Origin of the sequence: Chitinophaga pinensis (assembly GCF_007896845.1) — a bacterium.
GTDB classification, from domain to species: domain Bacteria; phylum Bacteroidota; class Bacteroidia; order Chitinophagales; family Chitinophagaceae; genus Chitinophaga; species Chitinophaga pinensis_C.
Window position 1 is genome coordinate 43,360 of sequence record NZ_VOHS01000013.1, and the last position, 18,778, is coordinate 62,137.

Annotated in this window: 14 protein-coding genes; 4 read left to right on the forward strand and 10 right to left on the reverse strand. The window is 45.2% G+C overall.

Going from position 1 to position 18,778, the window contains the following annotated elements; translation table 11 throughout:
- The first annotated feature begins 42 nt into the window (after positions 1–42).
- Together FEF09_RS14825 and FEF09_RS14830 are read left to right on the forward strand one after the other, a co-directional pair.
- The gene (locus FEF09_RS14825; protein ID WP_146305843.1) at positions 43–516 is read left to right on the forward strand and encodes a MarR family winged helix-turn-helix transcriptional regulator; all 474 of its coding nucleotides are present in this window, start codon (positions 43–45) and stop codon (positions 514–516) included.
- 360 nt (positions 517–876) lie between these two features.
- On the forward strand, positions 877–1,803 hold the full coding sequence (locus tag FEF09_RS14830; protein WP_146305844.1) for a tetratricopeptide repeat protein: 927 nt from the start codon (positions 877–879) through the stop codon (positions 1,801–1,803).
- On the opposite strand, the gene FEF09_RS14835 is transcribed toward FEF09_RS14830, so the two are convergent.
- Positions 1,800–2,036 carry a hypothetical protein gene (locus tag FEF09_RS14835; RefSeq protein ID WP_089809602.1) on the reverse strand — a complete coding sequence of 79 codons (237 nt, stop codon included), beginning with the start codon at positions 2,034–2,036 and terminating at the stop codon, positions 1,800–1,802. The genes FEF09_RS14830 and FEF09_RS14835 overlap by 4 nt on opposite strands.
- A gap of 141 nt (positions 2,037–2,177) precedes the next feature.
- Here FEF09_RS14835 and FEF09_RS14840 point away from each other — a divergent pair, with 141 nt between their 5' ends.
- Both FEF09_RS14840 and FEF09_RS14845 read left to right on the forward strand, forming a co-directional pair.
- The gene (locus FEF09_RS14840; RefSeq protein WP_146305845.1) at positions 2,178–3,035 is read left to right on the forward strand and encodes an AraC family transcriptional regulator; all 858 of its coding nucleotides are present in this window, start codon (positions 2,178–2,180) and stop codon (positions 3,033–3,035) included.
- Between the two features lie 39 nt (positions 3,036–3,074).
- Positions 3,075–3,734, forward strand: a complete 660-nt coding sequence (locus FEF09_RS14845; protein ID WP_146305846.1) for a siderophore-interacting protein — start codon at positions 3,075–3,077, stop codon at positions 3,732–3,734.
- Positions 3,735–3,809: 75 nt separating this feature from the next.
- Here the strand turns inward: FEF09_RS14845 and FEF09_RS14850 are convergent, their stop codons facing one another.
- The 9 genes from FEF09_RS14850 to FEF09_RS14890 all read right to left on the reverse strand — a co-directional run bounded on the left by FEF09_RS14850 (position 3,810) and on the right by FEF09_RS14890 (position 18,637).
- On the reverse strand, positions 3,810–5,330 hold the full coding sequence (locus FEF09_RS14850; protein ID WP_146305847.1) for a RagB/SusD family nutrient uptake outer membrane protein: 1,521 nt from the start codon (positions 5,328–5,330) through the stop codon (positions 3,810–3,812).
- Positions 5,331–5,342: 12 nt separating this feature from the next.
- Complete coding sequence (locus FEF09_RS14855) at positions 5,343–8,438, reverse strand: SusC/RagA family TonB-linked outer membrane protein (RefSeq protein WP_146305848.1); 3,096 nt, start codon at positions 8,436–8,438, stop codon at positions 5,343–5,345.
- A gap of 265 nt (positions 8,439–8,703) precedes the next feature.
- Positions 8,704–9,300 carry a response regulator transcription factor gene (locus FEF09_RS14860; RefSeq protein WP_146305849.1) on the reverse strand — a complete coding sequence of 199 codons (597 nt, stop codon included), beginning with the start codon at positions 9,298–9,300 and terminating at the stop codon, positions 8,704–8,706.
- A gap of 947 nt (positions 9,301–10,247) precedes the next feature.
- Positions 10,248–10,583: a LytTR family transcriptional regulator DNA-binding domain-containing protein gene (locus FEF09_RS14865; RefSeq protein WP_146305850.1), complete on the reverse strand. Its 336-nt coding sequence runs from the start codon at positions 10,581–10,583 to the stop codon at positions 10,248–10,250.
- Positions 10,584–10,884: 301 nt separating this feature from the next.
- Positions 10,885–11,175 (reverse strand): hypothetical protein, encoded by a 291-nt coding sequence (locus FEF09_RS14870; protein ID WP_146305851.1) that lies wholly within the window; start codon positions 11,173–11,175, stop codon positions 10,885–10,887.
- An 802-nt stretch (positions 11,176–11,977) separates the two neighbouring features.
- Positions 11,978–12,682 (reverse strand): alpha/beta fold hydrolase, encoded by a 705-nt coding sequence (locus FEF09_RS14875; RefSeq protein ID WP_146305852.1) that lies wholly within the window; start codon positions 12,680–12,682, stop codon positions 11,978–11,980.
- A 12-nt stretch (positions 12,683–12,694) separates the two neighbouring features.
- Positions 12,695–15,280, reverse strand: a complete 2,586-nt coding sequence (locus FEF09_RS14880) for a phosphatidylglycerol lysyltransferase domain-containing protein (protein ID WP_146305853.1) — start codon at positions 15,278–15,280, stop codon at positions 12,695–12,697.
- Between the two features lie 110 nt (positions 15,281–15,390).
- Entirely contained in the window at positions 15,391–15,831 is a 441-nt protein-coding gene (locus FEF09_RS14885; protein WP_146305854.1) for a universal stress protein, read from the reverse strand.
- Between the two features lie 205 nt (positions 15,832–16,036).
- Positions 16,037–18,637, reverse strand: a complete 2,601-nt coding sequence (locus tag FEF09_RS14890; protein WP_146305855.1) for a family 20 glycosylhydrolase — start codon at positions 18,635–18,637, stop codon at positions 16,037–16,039.
- Positions 18,638–18,778 lie beyond the last annotated feature (141 nt).

Genomic DNA, 18,778 nt, shown 5'->3' on the forward strand with positions numbered 1-18,778 from the left:
GAAGGCTGATCAATTTATTAAGTAGCTCCAAAAAACAATCATATGAACAGTTCACTGGATGAGCAGTTAGAGCAGCATCTGGCGCAACGTCAACAGAGTCTTATCAGAATGTTAGGTCTGTTGAAAAAGGATATGGATTGTAGAATTATGCAAAAGCTACAGCAGAAAGGTTATAGCCATTTCAAACTGGGTGACCTTGTGCTGATAGTGAATATAGATCCGCAGGGGATCATCAATAACGAACTGGCGAGAAAGGCCCGTATTACCAAACAGGCCATGAGTAAAGTGGTTAAAAACCTGGAAGCAGGTGGCTTTATTCACACCAGCAAACACGTCACTGATGCCCGTGCAGCTGTAATATCTCTGACAGATGCAGGCAAACAACTGATCATCTGTGCGGCGGAAAGCTTTCAGGAGATACAACAGGAATATACCGGGATTGTCGGTCAGCAGGATGCTGATGCACTGAAACAGATCCTGCGTAAACTGGTGTTCAGTTTACACCCTGAATGCTGATTATTTTTCCATTTTATACATGCCTGTTCCTGATTCTGGAAAATCCGGGGACAGGCATGGTCATTTTTAGCAGTACTTGAATCAGGGATGTGAATAACTTACCTGAGAACAGAGTCAATTCCTCAATCCGCTACTTCTATATGTTTGAAAATGGCTTATACATTTATTTTTTGACAATGCAACAAAAAGTCAGATATAAATTCCGCTCTTCGTGTGTCCCAGTGCGGATTTCGGCACAGGCATTGTATTAATATTTTTGTCTATTGACCAGTGATTTAATACTTTTAATATCAGTAGCAGACATAGCAAATTATGGTTTCCAGCCGGATAATAAATAACGACGATGAATACATCGACGGTTTGCTAGACAGCTCCCCTGCAATTGTTGACGCGATCTATAAGCGTTTTGCCCGTAAGGTAAAACATATGGTAACAGGTTGGGGTGGCAACATCAAAGAAGCAGCCAATGTATTCGAAGATGTACTAATCGCCCTTTACGATTATGCTCATCTTCATAAATTAACCCTTACAAATCGTTTTGAGCCTTTTTTCATGTACGCCTGTCAACTGAAATGGAAACAGGATCTCATGCAGAAGGCGCCTACAAAGGGAATGTCATTCCATCCCGAAGTGCCCGCTCCCGGCCTGGATGAACAGCATATAAAATACATAGAGGCTGCATTAGCAGCTCCACATACCAAACAGGGTGCGGATAACACCCGGGAAGAATTGGAAGAAATGATCGCCGATCAGCGGGAACGCTGGTTTCATACCAAAGAAGGTCCTAACAGCAAAGTGAGCATCTACGTGATCATCACTGCTATAATAGGTGCAGGTCTGGCAGGACTATTATTCCTCAGCCCATGGCATAAGGATATCTACCGTCAGTTTTCAGGAACGGAAATGGTACATGCCAATCATATGTCTACGGAACAGGATACCGCATTACTGATGCATCAGGCAGCAGCAGCCTTCAATCATGGTCATTTCAATAAAGCGATCGTTCTGCTTAATCAGGTAATAGTCAGGGACTCCTTACATACAACTGCCCGTTACTACAGGGGAGTCAGCCTTGTAGACGAGGGAAAACTTGAAGATGCCCGTGCCGATCTTAAGAAAGTATACAACAGTGGCTCCAGCTATCGCTATGATGCCGCCTTCTATATGGCATTAAGTTATATCCGTGAAAACGATAAACAACAATGCCTCGAATGGGTGCTGAAAATACCGGAAAATTCACCGGTACATTGGAAAGCAGCCAGACTGAAGGAGGAACTGAACTATTAGTTCAGGTGGATCATATGCTTGCTGAAGTGAATGATGCTTTCTACTTCACCTTTGATCAGTTCGTAAATCTGTACTTTATCTTTTTTGATCATAATGAGCTGCTGTAGAACAAGATAGTAGGTTTCTCCACCGTGCCCGCTCATCTGGGCTCTTAAAATCTCTTTTTTTACTTCTTCAAAACCAACAGCGCCGAGCTTTTGGTAAATAACATTGAGTTCTTCAATCCATTTCATAGGTTATGTGTTTTTGCATAGGAATCTAAATTTATTCATAATACAATTAATAAACAAGGGGTTGGAGATATTTTTTTTATTATCTCCGGGATACAATTTATCCGCTGCTGCTTCGTCTACCTATAAGCAAAGCGTCTTAATATGCCCGCATCCGCTCCTTTTATCGTTTCCTATCAGCTGGAGGACTTCTCTCCGGGAGGTATTCCCTTTGTAGTGGGAGAACTGAGCGCTCATGCAGCCAAAGGACATGCACATCTCATGGGCATACACCGGCACTCTTATTACATGCTGGGCATCTGTACAGAAGGATCCACAACTGATATGCTGGATTTCGAACCAATGACAGTAAAAGCTGGTGAAATGGTACTGATCGTTCCGGGTCAGGTACATGAACCCAGAAGAGATTATACAGGAAAGGGATATATAGTCGCATTTTCGGCCGATTTCCTGTTACATCAGGATGTTAGTCTGCCAACACTTCCCTCCGGCCCTGTAAGGCTCTCAGATGCCGATTTTGCACAGGCCTGTCTTATCATCACACAATTACAGCGGGAATACACAGAGCGGACACCACAATACGTGGCAATGCTGCAACATTATCTGTCCCTACTGATCACCTTATTGTATCGTCATGCCAGCGCCTATACGCAATCTGGTCCTCCCCTGCTGCAACGCTATCGTAGCCTGCTGGCCCGCCACTTTCTGGAATGGACCAAACCGGCACAATATGCAGCGGCCCTGCACGTATCCGTAGATCACCTGAATGAAGTGATCAGACAGCATACAGGCCGGACCGTCTCCGCACACCTCAATGAAAGACGTGTACTGGAGGCTAAAAGGCTATTGCTACACGCGAAAGAAAGCATCAAGGAAATCGCCTGGCACCTGCAGTTCAATGAGGTGTCTTACTTCAATCGTTTCTTCAAACAACACACCGGCCATACGCCAGCCGCCTTCAGAGAAAAAGTCCGGGAAAAGTATCTATCTGACCCGGAATAGTATAATCAGCGCCACCTGACGCACGACTACTTTTGCATTATGTCATACCTGAAAGAAAAAGCCCAGGCCTTCTTTATGGCCCGGATGGGAAAAACTGCCAGCGTTATTGCGACAGAATATATTGCCAACAACCTGCTCGCAATTACTTTGCAACTGCCGGATGCATTGAAATGGCGCAGTTGTCAGCACCTGAAATTTGAAGTAGATAAGTCTAACTGCCGGGACTATACGGTTGCAACATGGGACGAAGCAAAACAACAGGCTACTTTGCTGATCGATACCGGACATGATGGTGCCGGTGGTAACTGGGCCAGACAATTACAAGCGGGAGATACTACGTTATACGTCGGACCGGGGGGTGGCTTCCATCAACCCACATCATCAGCACACCTTGTGTGCATCGGAGATGCAAGCGCTGTTGGGCACTTTACTTCACTCCATCTCAGAAAAGGCAATAACCAGCAATTCCATACACTGATCTGCCATCATCAACCCTTGCCGGAACAATTGCTGCAGATGCCGGTGACGACGCTTCTGAACTATACCAGCGGTGTTATTGAATGGCTGACAAAACACGAATTGCCGCTGCAGGATACCACATTTTATGTAGCAGGACAGGTACGGCTCGTTGTACAGACGCGTAAGTTGCTGAAACAACTGGGTGCACAGCAAATCAAACCTGCCGGCTTCTGGGAATAATCTATCGCCATCCACATAAAAAAGAGAGCGTACCGGTATGATACGCTCTCTTGAATAATTGTCCGGTTATATCTATCAATTGTAACCATCATTCTGCTTCAGATTTCCTCCTCCCAGATCGATCTGACGTTGTGGGATCGGAAATACCTTATTGCGTGCGTTAAAGGTCTTCCCATGGGCTGTAAACGCTGCTGCTGCCCTTCCCGGTACCAGCGCATCCTGACGTATCAGGTCAAAGAAACGATCATGCTCCATCGCCAGCTCCACTCTCCTTTCATGCCAGATGTATTCTCTGGTCACCGTCGTCACCGGACCTAAACCTGCACGTGGATGTAAAGCCGAAATATCTGTAGCTGCCGCTGCGCCATTGTTTAATGCCAGTGCAGCTTCTGCATGGATCAACAATATTTCACCATAACGGAGTATACGCAGATTTTTAGGAAGTCTGCCTCTGTTACCACAATTCGTTTCAGCAGTCTGGCTGTGATAAGATTTGTAATTATAACGGGCGTTTTCCACACTATCCCTGCCCGGAATCCGGAAACCATCCCACAGGAAGGTGCCATTTGGCTGAATGGTGATAATCGTTGCTGCTTCTCTCCGGTCTCCGTCTTCATATTCATCCAGCAAACTCTGAGAAGGCGTACCAAAGCCCCAACCCAGATCGGCCCATCCAAACTTACCACCAGCACGGGGCGCCTGACATTCTGCATAGTTGGCGATCGCCGCCTCACACGCTGCATTCTCACCTGTCTGTACTTCGAAAATGGATTCTATACTGTTAGCACCGGTTTCCCTCCAGATTTCAAAGTAGTTGTCCAGCAAACCATAAGTACCCAGTTTCTGCGTAACGATAGAATCACTCAGACTAAAAGCCCTTTGCCAGTTCTGACGATATAACATCACTTTGGCCAGCATCCCTGCAGCCGCTCCCTTCGTGGCTCTGCCTACGGCTGCATTCGCCTGTCCTTTGGCAGCTACATTCGTCAGGGCAAATTCCAGATCACTGATAATGAAAGCATAGATCTCATCTGCGCTGGCCTTTGTCTGAAAGGTAGCACTATTTGACTCCTGTGGCGTGATCACCCTGTCAATCTTAGGTACACCACCAAAGAAACGCACCAGATCAAAGTAGAAATAAGCACGCAGGAAACGTACTTCTCCCATTAACTGATTTTTCAGTGTTTCATCCAGAGTACTACCTTCCAGTGAAGACAAAGCCTGATTAGCACGGGCTACGCCCAGATAGAAGGTACTCCAGATGCTGTTCAGAGTATTTACTGACCCGTCCATTGTCAGGTTATCCAGTGCTCCGGAGTTGGGCATATCATCGCCGCTATTACTGCCTTTATCAGCATCATCAGAAGCAATATTCGTCATCCCTACATAAGAGAAACCGTGCATATTGCCTTCCCACATGGTGTTATAAACACCGATTACCAGTTTCAGTGCAGTAGCAGGGTCCAGTGCCGAAGCCTCCTGATCTATCTGCCCCTGCGGTTTTACATCCAGATAATTATCGCAGGAAGTGATACCTGTAAACATCAGTACGATCAGGCAGCACCATATTTTTTTATAATTGAGTATAAGATTCATGGCTGTTCCGTTTTAAAATGAGACATTGACACCCAGTGCAAATGTGCGGGTAGTTGGATATGCATTCAGTTCTATACCGGCATCCAGTATGCCGCTCTTGTTGTTGGTCGCATTGGCGTCATCAATCGTACCACCGGGTAATTCAGGACTGAATCCACTGAATTTCTTCAGCGTAAACAGGTTCTGCGAAGTAGCGTAAATACGGAAGCTGTTGATGCCGATCAGCTTCATCGTTTTGGAAGAGAAGGTATATCCGAGCATCAGGTTATTAAGACGCACATAAGTACCTGATTCCACGAAATAAGTAGAGGCAGGCGTTCCCGCTGTAATCAGACGTGGATCCGTTGTAGAACCATTGGTACTTGTCCAGCGTTTACTTGCGTAATCAGCTTCTATATTATCCGCAGGATCAAAACGGAATGCCTTCTTACCATTGTAGATCTTATTGCCGGCATTACCGTAGAAATTGGCGCTAAGGTCAAGTCCCTTGTAATTCAGACCCAGATTAAAGCCGAAGAAACATTTAGGCTGGAAAGAACCTGCATAGATCTTGTCATTATCATCAATATCTCCATCACCATCTACATCACGGTACTTAAGATCACCGGGAGCAGCACCGGGTTGAATGGCATTGCCGGAAGGGCCTTTATAATTGTCAATTTCTGCCTGATTCTGGAAGATGCCGATCGCATCTCTTACATAAAAACTACCTACAGGATGTCCGTTGTCGGTACGGGTCACAAAACTCTGCTGACCAACGTTACCACCCTGTAATGCTTGTCCGCCGTTAAGTCCGGTCAGTTCATTTTTATTAAAAGTGATATTACCACCAATATTATAACTCAGGTCATCGGTGATATCATCTTTCCAGTTCAGGGAAATTTCCCAGCCCTGATTTTTGAAAGAGGCCGCATTCGTGATATATGAATTATCCTGATCACCGAGAATGGCGGGTGTATTCACGACTACCAATGCATCTGTTGTCTTTTTGCTATAATAGTCGATTTCTCCCGTCAGTCTGTTTTTCAGCAGGGCAAATTCAAAACCGATATCGTATTGGGTAGTAGCTTCCCATTTCAGGAAAGGATCTTTCACTTCTTTCAGTGCGCCACCGAGACTGACATTGCCGTCAAAGACGTAAGGAGCATCTACGCTGGTCACAGCAATATAGGCGTTGGTAGGAATGTTGTCATTACCAAGTTTACCCCAGCTACCACGCAGTTTCAGGAAATCAAAGACACCTTTGTCTTTTAGGAAACTTTCTTCTGATAATACCCAGCCCAGACCTACTGTGGGGAAGTAACCCCAGCGGTCGCTGAATTTGGAACTACCGTCCGCGCGAATGGATGCACTCAACAGATAGCGGCCGTCGTATCCATAATTCACGCGACCTACAAACGACTGACGGGCGTATTTATCGCCAACGTTGGCAATAGTGGATTGGACATTGGGATCTCCCAGATCCAGATACCAAAGATCTTCTGATTCCGGTACATTGATACGTACCCCTTTCAGGGAAGTACTATAGAATCCTTCTGTAACCGAACCAGCCAGTAATGTCAGGGAGTGTTTATCAAATGTTTTATCGAATGTGATGGTATTATCCCATATCCAGCCTTGTGAGCGGTATTCTTCGCGGGTGAGACGGCTATTTTGATTTTGTTGGTTACCACCGGCTACCAGAAAGGTGGCGTCATCATTCAGGTATCGGTAAGCGTAGATCCGGTCATTGCCGAATTTGAGATCCGCATTAAAGCCGGAACGCAGTTTCAGGGAAGACACCGGGGAATATTCCAGTGCTACATTTCCCTGCAGACGGCTTTCGCCACGACCATCGTTCCTTTTATCGATAGCCAATAGCGGGTTACCTACGTTGGCCCATCCGGAGGTATTACCATAACGGCCGTTTTCAAAACCCTTTACGACTGGCGCGGCTCTGTAGATATTACGGTAGGTATCACCGAGTTCTACATCACGGGAAATAGCACGCGAATAAGAGATCATAGAAGTGAACTTCAGCTGATCCGTGATATTGACATCATTATTTGCCCTGAAGGTAAAACGCTTAAAATTGTTGGTCTGGATGATACCATCTTCCTGAATATAACCCGCACTCAGATAGTAGGTGCCCTTTTCTGAACCACCAGATACGGAGATATTATGGTTCATCTGAAAAGCTTTCCGGAGCACTTCATTATACCAGTTGGTGGTACCGTTGTATACATAGGGGTTATTGACGGGGTCTTTACCCGGAGCAGCATCGGTCAGATAAGAGATGTACTGGTCACGGCTGGCCATTTCTACGAGGCTGGCCGCTTCCCTGAAGCCGACATTGGCGTCATATCTTACCTGTGGCGTACCTGCCTTTCCCTTGCGGGTGGTGATGATAATGACACCATTTGCAGCACGTACCCCATAGATAGCGGCGGAGGCGTCTTTGAGTACGTCCATGGTGAGGATGTCAGCAGTAGCGATGTTGCGGATATCATCCGTCAGCACTCCATCCACTACATAGAGGGGGTTGGCCCCTGCCAGTACGGAGCCGGTACCACGTACCCTGATCTGTGGCTGGGAGTTGGGTTGACCAGATGAGATCACCTGTACCCCTGCGATACGGCCCTGAGCAGCCTGTGTGGGTGTCTGTACGGGTTGTGTGAGCAGATCTTCCCCTTTTACAGAAGCGATGGAGCCGGTCAGATCTCTCTTTCGTTGCGTACCGTAACCAACTACGACGACCTGTTCCAGCTGACTTTCGGAGGTTTGAAGTATGATGTTTAGTGGGGCAGCACCAGCCTTAACTTCCTGACTGATATAGCCGAGATAGGAAAATACGAGGGTATCTTTTCCCTGCGGAAGGTTGATCGTAAATGTGCCATCTGCGCCGGAAGTTGTGCCGGCCGAGGTCCCTTTTACACGTACTGTCACGCCAATCAGGCCTACTCCGTTTTTGTCTTTCACAGTTCCTCTCACAGGACCTTCCTGTTCTGGCATGTTGCCGGGGACAGTGTTTCCCCCTGTTGCAGCCGATTGCTGTGCTGAGGCGGTCAATACCGCTGACAGGAACAGCAACAGCAATACGCCTGCTGTTTTTGTACCATTAATTCTCATAACGATGATTTTTGCTTGGGTGTGATTAATTCAATGCTGACTGTTCAAGAGTTTAGTTTGTTGTTTTAATACGACAAAGATGGTATGGGTAAACGGACAAGGGACCGCTGTACAGCATGCTGGGGTACTGCGGGTTAATACAGCAACTAAAATGAAAAGTGGTGATAAAGCAGCTCAATCAGACGATAGGTCTGATGTAAAATAGCATGTTCCAGTTATATAACAAAATGGGGAAATAAAAGTTAAGAGAGAGAAAAAAACGGCCTCAACTGCCAACAAGCCGCTCCTGCATAGCTTTTACGATAGCGCCGGAACGGGAATTTACATCCAGCTTGCGATAAATATTCATGATATGGGAGCGTACGGTGCCTACGCTGATATGGCAATGCTCGGCGATTTTTTTATAGGTATCTCCATTTACAAGACAATCGAGTACTTCCAGTTCACGTGGGGACAATCCATAACGGTGATCCTGATTACCGGCATTTTTACGGTTAAAAAATGCGAGTACCTTTTGCACGGCGAGCAGGTTGGTTTGCATGGCAGCTTCATATACCTGAGAAAATACATTGGTCAGGGAAGCCGGAGGTTCAGAAGGAGACTGACGTGGATGGACGTTGGCTACAGAGAATTCTTTCCCGTGTACAGTATATAAAACGATATTCATTTCCGGGTAGGCTGCTTTCAATATGCTGGCTGCTTCGGTTGGTGTCAATCCTGGCATATCCATATCCATGAATATGATGTTGCTGATGTCTTTTGCCAGCTGCTGAATTAGTTGGTTGGCTTCGCCTTGCCCGTTTATCTCTAAAGCATCCTCTTCATCAGTCTGCCCAACGTTATTAGGCCTCACATTTTTCATAATGTATTTTTTGGGTTTGAATATGTTGCGAAACCTTCTCCGGTAACTGTAAGTCCTGGTAACTCTTCTGATAGTATGGCCAAAAATGGAAAAAATGGCTAGATCTGATGGTTTCACATACCGAAACAAATTTGATACAAATACAGCCAGTAGTCAATCGGATAAGTATATGATTTTTCAATAAATACTAATAAACAAATTATACAATATTAGAAATATCCAAAAATGAAGGCAGGATATTCTGTACAGGCAGAGCTTGACATAGGTGTAACGCGGAAATATTATACTACCAATTTACAGGTAAATCCTGAGAAACTGAGCAGGAATAATGTAACAGACTGAAATAATATGTAAGTCTGTTAAAATCTGAACAGATACTGAACCCGACCTTAACAATCGGTTAACCATGGATTCGGATTATAATATCTAGTTTTGAGATCAATAGCCCCATTTAGTGCTGATTATCAAAAGATTTTATTTTGTTGCGGTATAGATTATTCTTGCCATTCTGAAATCCGCAACGGTTGACATGTGAATGTTCAGGGCCCTTACCCATGAGTTGGTAAGGGCCTTTATTTTTCTCATTTTTTCCTATAGCAACGTAAGGTATTTTCGGTGTATACATAGTATCGTCAGTAATGAATATTCCGCCGGGATCATTCATGATTCAGGCGAATACATTGCAGGGAAGAATTTGTAAACACGTCTTCAACAGCTATTCCCATTGTGAGCTATTAATGCCCTTATTACCTTGTATATGCTTCGTTGCTGAACATAGCACATACGGCGTAATAACGTTATACCTTCGTTATAATACGAAGCACAAAAACATAATAGTCTGGTGATTAATCAGCTAGGTTCATATCGGCCGAACAAGCCACGTAAACAACTTGAAATCAATTCATTACATCATATTTCCCATAGCATCACTACCGCATTTTTATACTTCAGGCGACGCAGCCCGGTTGCAGCCAATGCGCACTGATTCTGCCCGTTTGTCTATCTCGTTGTGGAATCAATCCTGTGTTCATGTGAATATACTGATCACAGATACCGGAGATATAGTGAAGATTGATCATAAATTTTCTCCTTACTGCCACAAAAGAATCCTCTGGCAGGCAGGACCAGATTCGTTCTGGTGTTTCTTCGGAAATAATATGTGAATGTGTGAGGTGGAGTACACAACCATCTGCGCGGACTTCTACGAACTGCAATTCACGAACCGGGATACGAATACGCTGACCTTTGGAATAAATATGGAATGCGGACTGGTGCTTCTTCATTTGCTATTACAGGGATTAAGTGTTTTTAATAGAATACAGTTTTAAAACCAGCAGGTAACTGAATAGAAACCTGCGTACAGAAGCTTATGAAATCTAAACCGTCTTATGAGAAAAGTAGTATGAAAAAAATCTTTTTAGATACAGGCAGGAAAGATAAAGAGGATTCTTACAGCGGGAGTTAATCCATTGTTAATGCAATAGTTAATACGGAGTTAACTGCGGAGTATCAGACTCCGCAGCAATTCCGTCCAGGCAAGGGAAATCCCCTGCAAAATAAAATTTAGCGCAGGTGGAAAATGATCTACGGCAGCAGGAAGGAAATATCCATAAACATTCCATGGATTGCCACCATGGCAAGTGTCAGGTTTTTGACAAACCGGATATTAAAGCCTCCTTTTTCCGAATAATAATAACTTTCCTTGTAGCGATCATAAGCTATCGGAGCACCGAGCTCCTTCATCATTTTAAGAAATTCAAATAGCGTTCTCTCGGAAATACGCAGTCTTTTTGCTAGATGAGCGGGTTTTCCGGTGCCTTTGATCCTTATCAGATAATCAATGGTCTGCAGTCTTTCAAAATAACGTTTAGGCATGCTGGCATAGTGGGGTTTACAATGAAAAGAAATAATAATAACAAGTAGTTCGTTGATCCTTATTCACCGCGTCGGCTTTCTCCGGGCTAATGTTGTGAGTAGCCATAGTGTATGTGTCTTTTTGTATCAATTACCGGATCCTAAGATGTTAACGTAATACTCTTAAAGGCATATTTATTCGGCATCGTTCGACCTGGATCAGACAAACAGGGCCTGCCTTTCATGGCAGTCATAAGTGCAATTTTCATATACAATATATATTTTGAGGGTATGTGATCATAACTCATCTCCCACAAAGGATAGCCATCCTGCAAGCTAAAAAAAACTACTGCTATTTTGTTGCAGGCCATCTGGTTTTTGCTGCTGTTATTTCTACAGCAAGAATAAACTCCCCCGGTTGAAACCTGGGGAGTATTCATCAAAAACCAACCATTAAAAGTCTTGTCCACCACGGTTTCCGACCGCACAGTTCCACAACCGGGGCAATGTCTTTCGGTATAATATATTTATCCAAAATAGCTGTAACCTTCATCCGTATGTGAAAAACTCTCAGGTAGAGACCTGAGGGCTATTTCCATGGCTGACAAATAGTGGTATATCCTTAATTTCTCTGCTGCATCACTACGTTGTAATACTACAATTCAGGTCGCAAAAATTAGTTAATAAGATGTTAACGGAATAAAATTATCCCGCCACATACGCATAAGCCCGTGTGTATGAAAGAATTAGAATTACAGTATGGTAGAACGTTTTAGCAATAAAAGGGACAGGCGTTAACGTGTTGTTAAGCGAAGAAGGTAGTTTAACGTTGAAGCAAGTGTGAAAGGATCTGTTGTACCACCCCTGCCGCATCATCATTGTAATGATGCCCCCCGGGTAATACCAGCTGTTTGTAGTTGTTAACCGTCAGTGATTTACTGTCAAAGTCCTTTTCATCCTGACCAAAGATCAGTAACAAAGGCTTGCCGGAAATTGTATTCATCGCCGCCGGCACATTCATACTGCCCGGCGTACTGGTCTTACCCAGCATGTCTGATAAATGTACCACCATGTCCGTGCTGGAAGAAGGAGACATAAATACCAGATGCTGTACCTGCGACTGTAATGTAGCCGGCAGACTATTATAAATAAAAGGCAGTACATCTGCTCCCATTGAGTAACCAATAAGGACAAACGAGTGATTGTTCCACTGTGTACTGTAATACTGCATCAACGCAGCTACATCTCCTGCCGCCTGTGCCGGCGTTTTCTTACTCCAGAAATACTTCAGCGCATTCAGTCCGATAACGGGATATCCCTTCGCCGCCAGCGTATTCACCATATCCACAGAAAACTTCTTCATCCCTCCATCACCAGTAATATAAAAAACCACCGGATGTCCGGCCGCTCCTGCTGCCGGTACCTTCACTGTTACCGGCAGCTTACTCAGATCTCTCTGCTGTGCTTTCAATGCTGTTGCGCTGACAAACATCGCCAGCAGCAACAGCAGATATTTTCTTCCACTCATTGTATGATTGATTTATGCTCTCATCACCTTACTCAATGCACCCGGTAACTGAATCAGATCAAAATCATGTTCGTATACCAGATATTTATTGGACCACTCTGTGGCATATTTCTCTTTAAACTCACGTAATCCATGGTAATGGCGGAAAGCCTTTATTTTTTCATAAGCAAATTTCACTACCTGTTCGGCGGTATTCTGTGGCTGTTGTATACCAGACATTGGCACCAGTCCGAGATTCAGATATTGTAAACCCTTCTCCTTTGCATCCTGTATCAATGCTATAATCAGCGCATCCATACAACCGCCCGGGGCTTCGGTACGTTTGCGTATAAGATCATACGTACACTCTCCGGGCGCATAATCAGGTATGATGTTCAGAAACGCCGCAATCCTTCCATCTGCATCCGTTACCGTGATCACATCCTGCTCACGGATCTCATCCATATCAAACAATCCCTGAGAAAAAGTCATCTCCTTCACATCGTACTGCACCAGCCATTCATCTGATATCTCCTTCAATTCCTGTACCAATGCCGGAGGCAATGGTGCGGAATGTATCTTCGTAACATAGCCTTTTGCAGCCAGACTGTTTAAACCGTTGCGCAGGGACTTTTTATCCTTACCGCTCAATGTGAATGCGGTTACGTCTACAATCCCCTCCTGACCAATTAAAAGGCGCTTTTTACGCAGGTGTTCGAAGTAGTACATACTTTGTTCATCCACGCGATAAAAAGCCGGTTTCAGCCCCATTGTACGGCACTGCTTCTCAAATTCCTGTAAGAGCGGCAACTTCACCTCTTCTGCACATACCGGTTCTTCCAGCACGATGGCAAAACTGCTGGCAATCCGATAAGCGATGAAACCCTGATATTCTTCAGACACATATAACAATTTGTCATCTCCCACCTTGAAGTGATCCATCGCAGAACTACCATACTGACTCAGATAGTAATGCGCCTTCTCCAGCGCCGCGTTACTATGTTTGCCTACCGGCAGATAAGGACGAATGATCGTATAAAAGAGGAAAGCCCAGGCGCCTACTCCCAATACCCTTATTGCACTCAGGAACTCTCTCCCGAAACGGGTCATTGGTTTCAGTCCATCGTCTTCCAGCAACAAGAAACCATGGAAAGACGCTCTCAGGGAGCGTAACCACGTGAACTCCATTCCAAAATGACGGGCATTCAGAAAATAGAACCCGAGGGTCCCGAAAAATAAGACGACCAATAAAGTGGAGACAGCCGTAATGACGCCGATATTGACCAGCTGCCGGTTACTTTTTACGCGATACTGACTGGATGTAATGATCAATGTAATTACAGTACCCAAAGCCAGTGATGCTTCTTCATAGTCCAGCGCTTTACTGAGATGTCCCACCACTGACAACAGCGATACAGATAACGCCACAATCCACGCGCTACGCAGGCCTCTGAACAGGAAGGTGGCTGTTACCAGCAATATCAGTCCGAGGAACACCACCAGCAGGTTGGACGCATGAATACTTTCAACAGGAATATAAGCACGCAGTAATCTCAGACGGCCACGCAAAGGCGGGGTCAGTACAGAGAAGATATTTACCATCCCCAGCAGAAAGATCAGCACCGGCGGCAATAAACGCAGCAATAAATGCCTTCCTTTCAGGATAAAAGCGACTACGCCTGCCATTAACGGCAGCCAGAATTCAAAAAGACGGTATAATAAGGTTATTTCCAGCGCTTGCAGCGAAGAGAAGCCATAATTGGTCAACAGATAGGCAAGCGACAATTCTATCGCTCCCAGACCACGTAAAAACGGAGAGACGATCAGGAAGATAGTGGCCACAATATATCCCACACAGGCAGCTTCCAAAGAGGGCGTTGCACCTGTTGCCTTCATACTGATATACAGGTGTGCGATCCCTACGATCTCAATACCGGCTGATACCAGAATTGTATTGACAAATGAAGTACGATGAAGGTTAAATGCGAAAATCTCATCTACATGACGTACGGCATTGGGCAGATATTTTGCCAGCAGATTATAAGCGGCTCCCCGTTGTTGTATAGAACGTACAATCCACACTACACCGCCCAGCACAGCACAGATGGCGATCAGTCCGCCGACTGCTTCTGCCATAGATTCATCGTGCAGGATGGCATATCCAACGACAGGAATACCCACCAGAAAAACAGAGAAGATACCGGTAAAACCGTAGATACCGGAAGCCTGATGCACCTGCTGCTTGTTGATATGACTACGCCGGAGGCTCTGCGGCATATAAGCCAGAGAGCTCACACCACCGGCAGGCAGGAATATGCTCAACAGGTTTCTTTTCAGGAACAATTCTGTTCCACGGTTCAGGTCAAGCTGACTGCCGACTGACTGGAAGCTATATCTGTACATCAATGCCTGCAGCAGTATATAGCCTCCTGTCAGCAGGACGCCTATAATCACCCAGAGACGGTCAGCCCGTTCTATAGCAGGTCCAAGCGAATATAATTCATGCCTTTGCTGCCGGAAGAAGTAAATCGCCAGCAGTATAAACAATACTGCGAGTAATTCTTTCCAATGCAGTTTTCTCAATAGTGGTCCTAATTTCAATCTATCTTTCAACGCCATACATTACAGGTTATAGTTAATTGCAAAAATGTTATCTACAGAAACATTAACAACAAAACTACGGGTAAGTTGAAAGGCGAAACCGGCAGGACGGCTACTTTAATGAGATTTTAATGCTTTGAACGCTTGTATGGAACGACCAATACGGGTACCTGTGCGTGTCTGATTACAAACTCGGCTGTACTGCCAATCAGCAGGTGATCAAGCCCTGTACGACCGTGTGTACCCATTACCAGTGTGCTGATTCCCTGTTCTGTAACCTGTTCCAGAATGTCTTCATTTGGAGCGCCCAATACGGCACTGACAGAGATGTCTACGTCGGGATAAGTGTCTTTGTATACTTCCAGGCTGGATACAACCTGTTTCAGGTGTGTGTTCAGCTCATCTGAACTTGCGCCTGCGGCTTCAATGAGCGGCACTACTTCTCCTGCTTTATCAAGGATGGTCAATAATACTACCGGAGCTTTTGTACTTCTGGCCAATTCTATACCTGCAGCTACAACGCCTGCAGAATAGCTGCTAAGATCAACAGCTATCATGATCTTTGACATATACTTCTGATTTTAAAGTGGCAATATTGTGGTGTTGTAGTAGGTTCAGGCGGGAGCGTGCCCATTTATTATGCAAATTTACTATAAGTAGCCGACAATTACGTAAAGGATTTAAGTGTTTTTTAAGCGACATTAAAGCCGGATTAATAAAAAACGGGGCACTTCATCGCTGAAGCGCCCCGTTTTTTATTAAAGAGCTGCATATTTATTTCCTGACCCCATCAGTAGACAGTGTCTGTGCCCTCAACGGATTTACCGTCGAAGCTGTTCTGCTGCTTCTGCCACGGGTATCAAATGCTTTGAACTTCAGGGTACCTTTATCGGCAACTGGTCCGGTATATACCTTACTCTTGCCGTTAGGCTCTTTACCGTCAGTAGTATAACGGATGGTAAAACCGGGCAGCTGGATATTCGCAGCAACACTACCATTGGTCAGTTTCAGGCCCGGTGTTGGTATACGATAGTTATATCCACCGTTATAATGATCCAGTCTTACCAGTTCTTTTTTGCCCACTACATTCACGAAAGTGTCCCATGCTTTACCATACAGTTCTTCACTGCGTGCACTGTCTTTCTCCGTTGCCCACTCAGGATTTTTCGCCCATGCTCGTTCAGCCAGACCGAATAATTTCGGCAGGATCATGTATTCCATTCTGTCGGAATTCTTCACTGTTTCACTCCACAGCAGGCCCTGTACACCAACGATATTATCTGCACCGTATGCAGTCAGTTTATCTTTTCCAAGGAATGTAGCCGGATTCAGGCGATTGCCCAATGCATCTACTTTAGCGTTTTTGTAATAGTCTTCCGGTATGAAGTAGAACGGTTTGTCGATATCTACAAATCCACCCCAGTAGAAACCCGGTTCTTCAAAACTCTTCATATAAGCCATGTCAAAATACATGTTGCTCACTCCGGATAATACCACTTTATAGTTGGCATTTGCCAGTCTGTAGGCCAGATCTTCTGCGCCACCACCCATCACATTATTCCATACATCGACCATGAATTCATTGTTGCTGAATTGTGGATTAGGAATATTGTGTGGTTTGCCATCAACAGCAGTTTTGCGCATACCCATTTCTTCCCATCCGTATTGCTTCAGTCCGCGGGCTTTCAACAGATCGTACACTTTTCCGTAGTAATAATACCACAGGTCATCTGTATTTTTAATGGATTTATCTTTCTGCATGAGTTCCTGTACAACAGGTGATTTCTGCCATACACCGGCAGGTACTTCATCACCGCCCATGTGTACATATTCCAGCGGAGCACCTGCTTCTTTGTAATATGCCTGCAGTTCTTCTACTACTTTATCCAGAAAGGTATATACAGATGGTAATGCCACGTTGATCACGTTATCATTCCAGTTCTGCACAGAATGATATTCTGATTTATCCTGCAGATCAGACAGCAGATATTGTGTGGCTTCTGCTGTTTTGCCCTGCGCCTGAAATTTTGCATAACGCGCTTCCATTGCTTTCACAGCAGCTCGTGCGTGACCGGGTGTTTCTATCTCGGGGATCACAGTGATGTGACGATCGGTCGCGTATCTGAGAATTTCCAGAAAGTCCTGTTTGGTAAAGAAGCCGCTACCTGCAGCATCATTTACATCAGGTCCGGAACCATAAGAGGGCATCAGTGATTCTTTTTCATCTACACCATGTCCGCGACGGCCACCCACCTGTGTTAATTCAGGCAAAGAAGGTATTTCGATTCTCCAGCCTTCATCGTCTGTCAGATGGAAGTGGAATACATTCAGTTTGTAGAGAGACATTACTTCCAGCAGACGCAGTACATCCTGTTTGCTGTGGAAGTTGCGCGACACATCGAGCATAAAGGCACGGTAACCATAACGCGGTGCATCTTTTACCTGCATAGCAGCTATTGTTATCGACTTTTGTTTAACCGCCCATGAGTTGGCAGGAAGGATGCTTTTCAAAGTCTGAATACCATAAAAAGCACCTGCTGCATCGGCGGCTTTGATAACAATACCATCGGTAGTAATCGTCAGCGTGTATGCTTCTTTTGCGAGGCTGGCATCCTGTTGCAGGGCAATACCATTTCCTTCTCCGATGGCTGGTGTTGTGCCGAAAAGTGTATTCAGTTCACCTGCCAGATACGCCGCTTCTTTTGCAAAAGCAGGCGCTGCACTGATATGCAGCCCGGGTTGCAAGGTGTAAGTACCTGAACCGGGTATCACTTCCTGCGGAGTGGGGAATACCGCCGGCAGTTGTGCAACTGGTATATCTTTGATATTCTTATTCTGCTCAAATACATCTGCAGCAGTGGTCAGGGCTGTTTTATCGCCCGGGAAACGGAGATATTGTTTAGGTTGTGTAGAAGGACGTACTTCCAGAGGATTCATACGATATCCTTTAGCAGGTTCTTTATCCCACACGAGATACAATCCATCCGGCGCGTCCGTAAAGTTCACGGCCCATGCATCTGCTACCATTTCAATACGCAGGGAATCGCCGGGAGCAATCCCTTTTGCGGCGGCAACAGGTGTCAGTTTGTACAAATCACCATTCACATGCGCGGCACTCACCCCTCCTGCAACAGGACCGGGTTTAACAGACCGCACGAAGTTGAAATACAATTGCCAGCCCTGCGCAGGGAAGGGAACTTTACTGTTGTTGACCAACGTAAATGCAGATAAGAACTGCGCTTTCCCCTGATGATTGTTTTCCACGACTTCCCATGAAACTTTAATCCTGGAGGCGTCAAATGGCGCCTGTGCATGCACCGGTGCTGCTGCGCCGGCGAATAGTCCGCATGCTAGTAATAATTGGCGAAAATGCATAAGCTGAACGAAGTTAATCCCTGTAAGATAATGCGATACCCTCTTAAAACAAACGGATATCGTGTAAGTTTTTCCGCAGTTTACGTTTTTTATCCGGATGGCACAGTTATTACGATAACATACTTATCTACTCATTTAAAA

What these genes read in the sequence shown, in the direction of transcription:
- FEF09_RS14825 (WP_146305843.1), top strand. Translation starts at nt 43, where the DNA reads ATGAACAGTTCACTGGATGAGCAGTTAGAGCAGCATCTGGCGCAACGT.
- FEF09_RS14890 (WP_146305855.1), bottom strand. Translation starts at nt 18,637, where the DNA reads ATGCATTTTCGCCAATTATTACTAGCATGCGGACTATTCGCCGGCGCA.
- FEF09_RS14875 (WP_146305852.1), bottom strand. Translation starts at nt 12,682, where the DNA reads ATGAGTGGAAGAAAATATCTGCTGTTGCTGCTGGCGATGTTTGTCAGC.
- FEF09_RS14845 (WP_146305846.1), top strand. Translation starts at nt 3,075, where the DNA reads ATGTCATACCTGAAAGAAAAAGCCCAGGCCTTCTTTATGGCCCGGATG.
- FEF09_RS14850 (WP_146305847.1), bottom strand. Translation starts at nt 5,330, where the DNA reads ATGAATCTTATACTCAATTATAAAAAAATATGGTGCTGCCTGATCGTA.
- FEF09_RS14835 (WP_089809602.1), bottom strand. Translation starts at nt 2,036, where the DNA reads ATGAAATGGATTGAAGAACTCAATGTTATTTACCAAAAGCTCGGCGCT.
- FEF09_RS14865 (WP_146305850.1), bottom strand. Translation starts at nt 10,583, where the DNA reads ATGAAGAAGCACCAGTCCGCATTCCATATTTATTCCAAAGGTCAGCGT.
- FEF09_RS14880 (WP_146305853.1), bottom strand. Translation starts at nt 15,280, where the DNA reads ATGGCGTTGAAAGATAGATTGAAATTAGGACCACTATTGAGAAAACTG.
- FEF09_RS14840 (WP_146305845.1), top strand. Translation starts at nt 2,178, where the DNA reads ATGCCCGCATCCGCTCCTTTTATCGTTTCCTATCAGCTGGAGGACTTC.
- FEF09_RS14870 (WP_146305851.1), bottom strand. Translation starts at nt 11,175, where the DNA reads ATGCCTAAACGTTATTTTGAAAGACTGCAGACCATTGATTATCTGATA.
- FEF09_RS14855 (WP_146305848.1), bottom strand. Translation starts at nt 8,438, where the DNA reads ATGAGAATTAATGGTACAAAAACAGCAGGCGTATTGCTGTTGCTGTTC.
- FEF09_RS14860 (WP_146305849.1), bottom strand. Translation starts at nt 9,300, where the DNA reads ATGAAAAATGTGAGGCCTAATAACGTTGGGCAGACTGATGAAGAGGAT.
- FEF09_RS14885 (WP_146305854.1), bottom strand. Translation starts at nt 15,831, where the DNA reads ATGTCAAAGATCATGATAGCTGTTGATCTTAGCAGCTATTCTGCAGGC.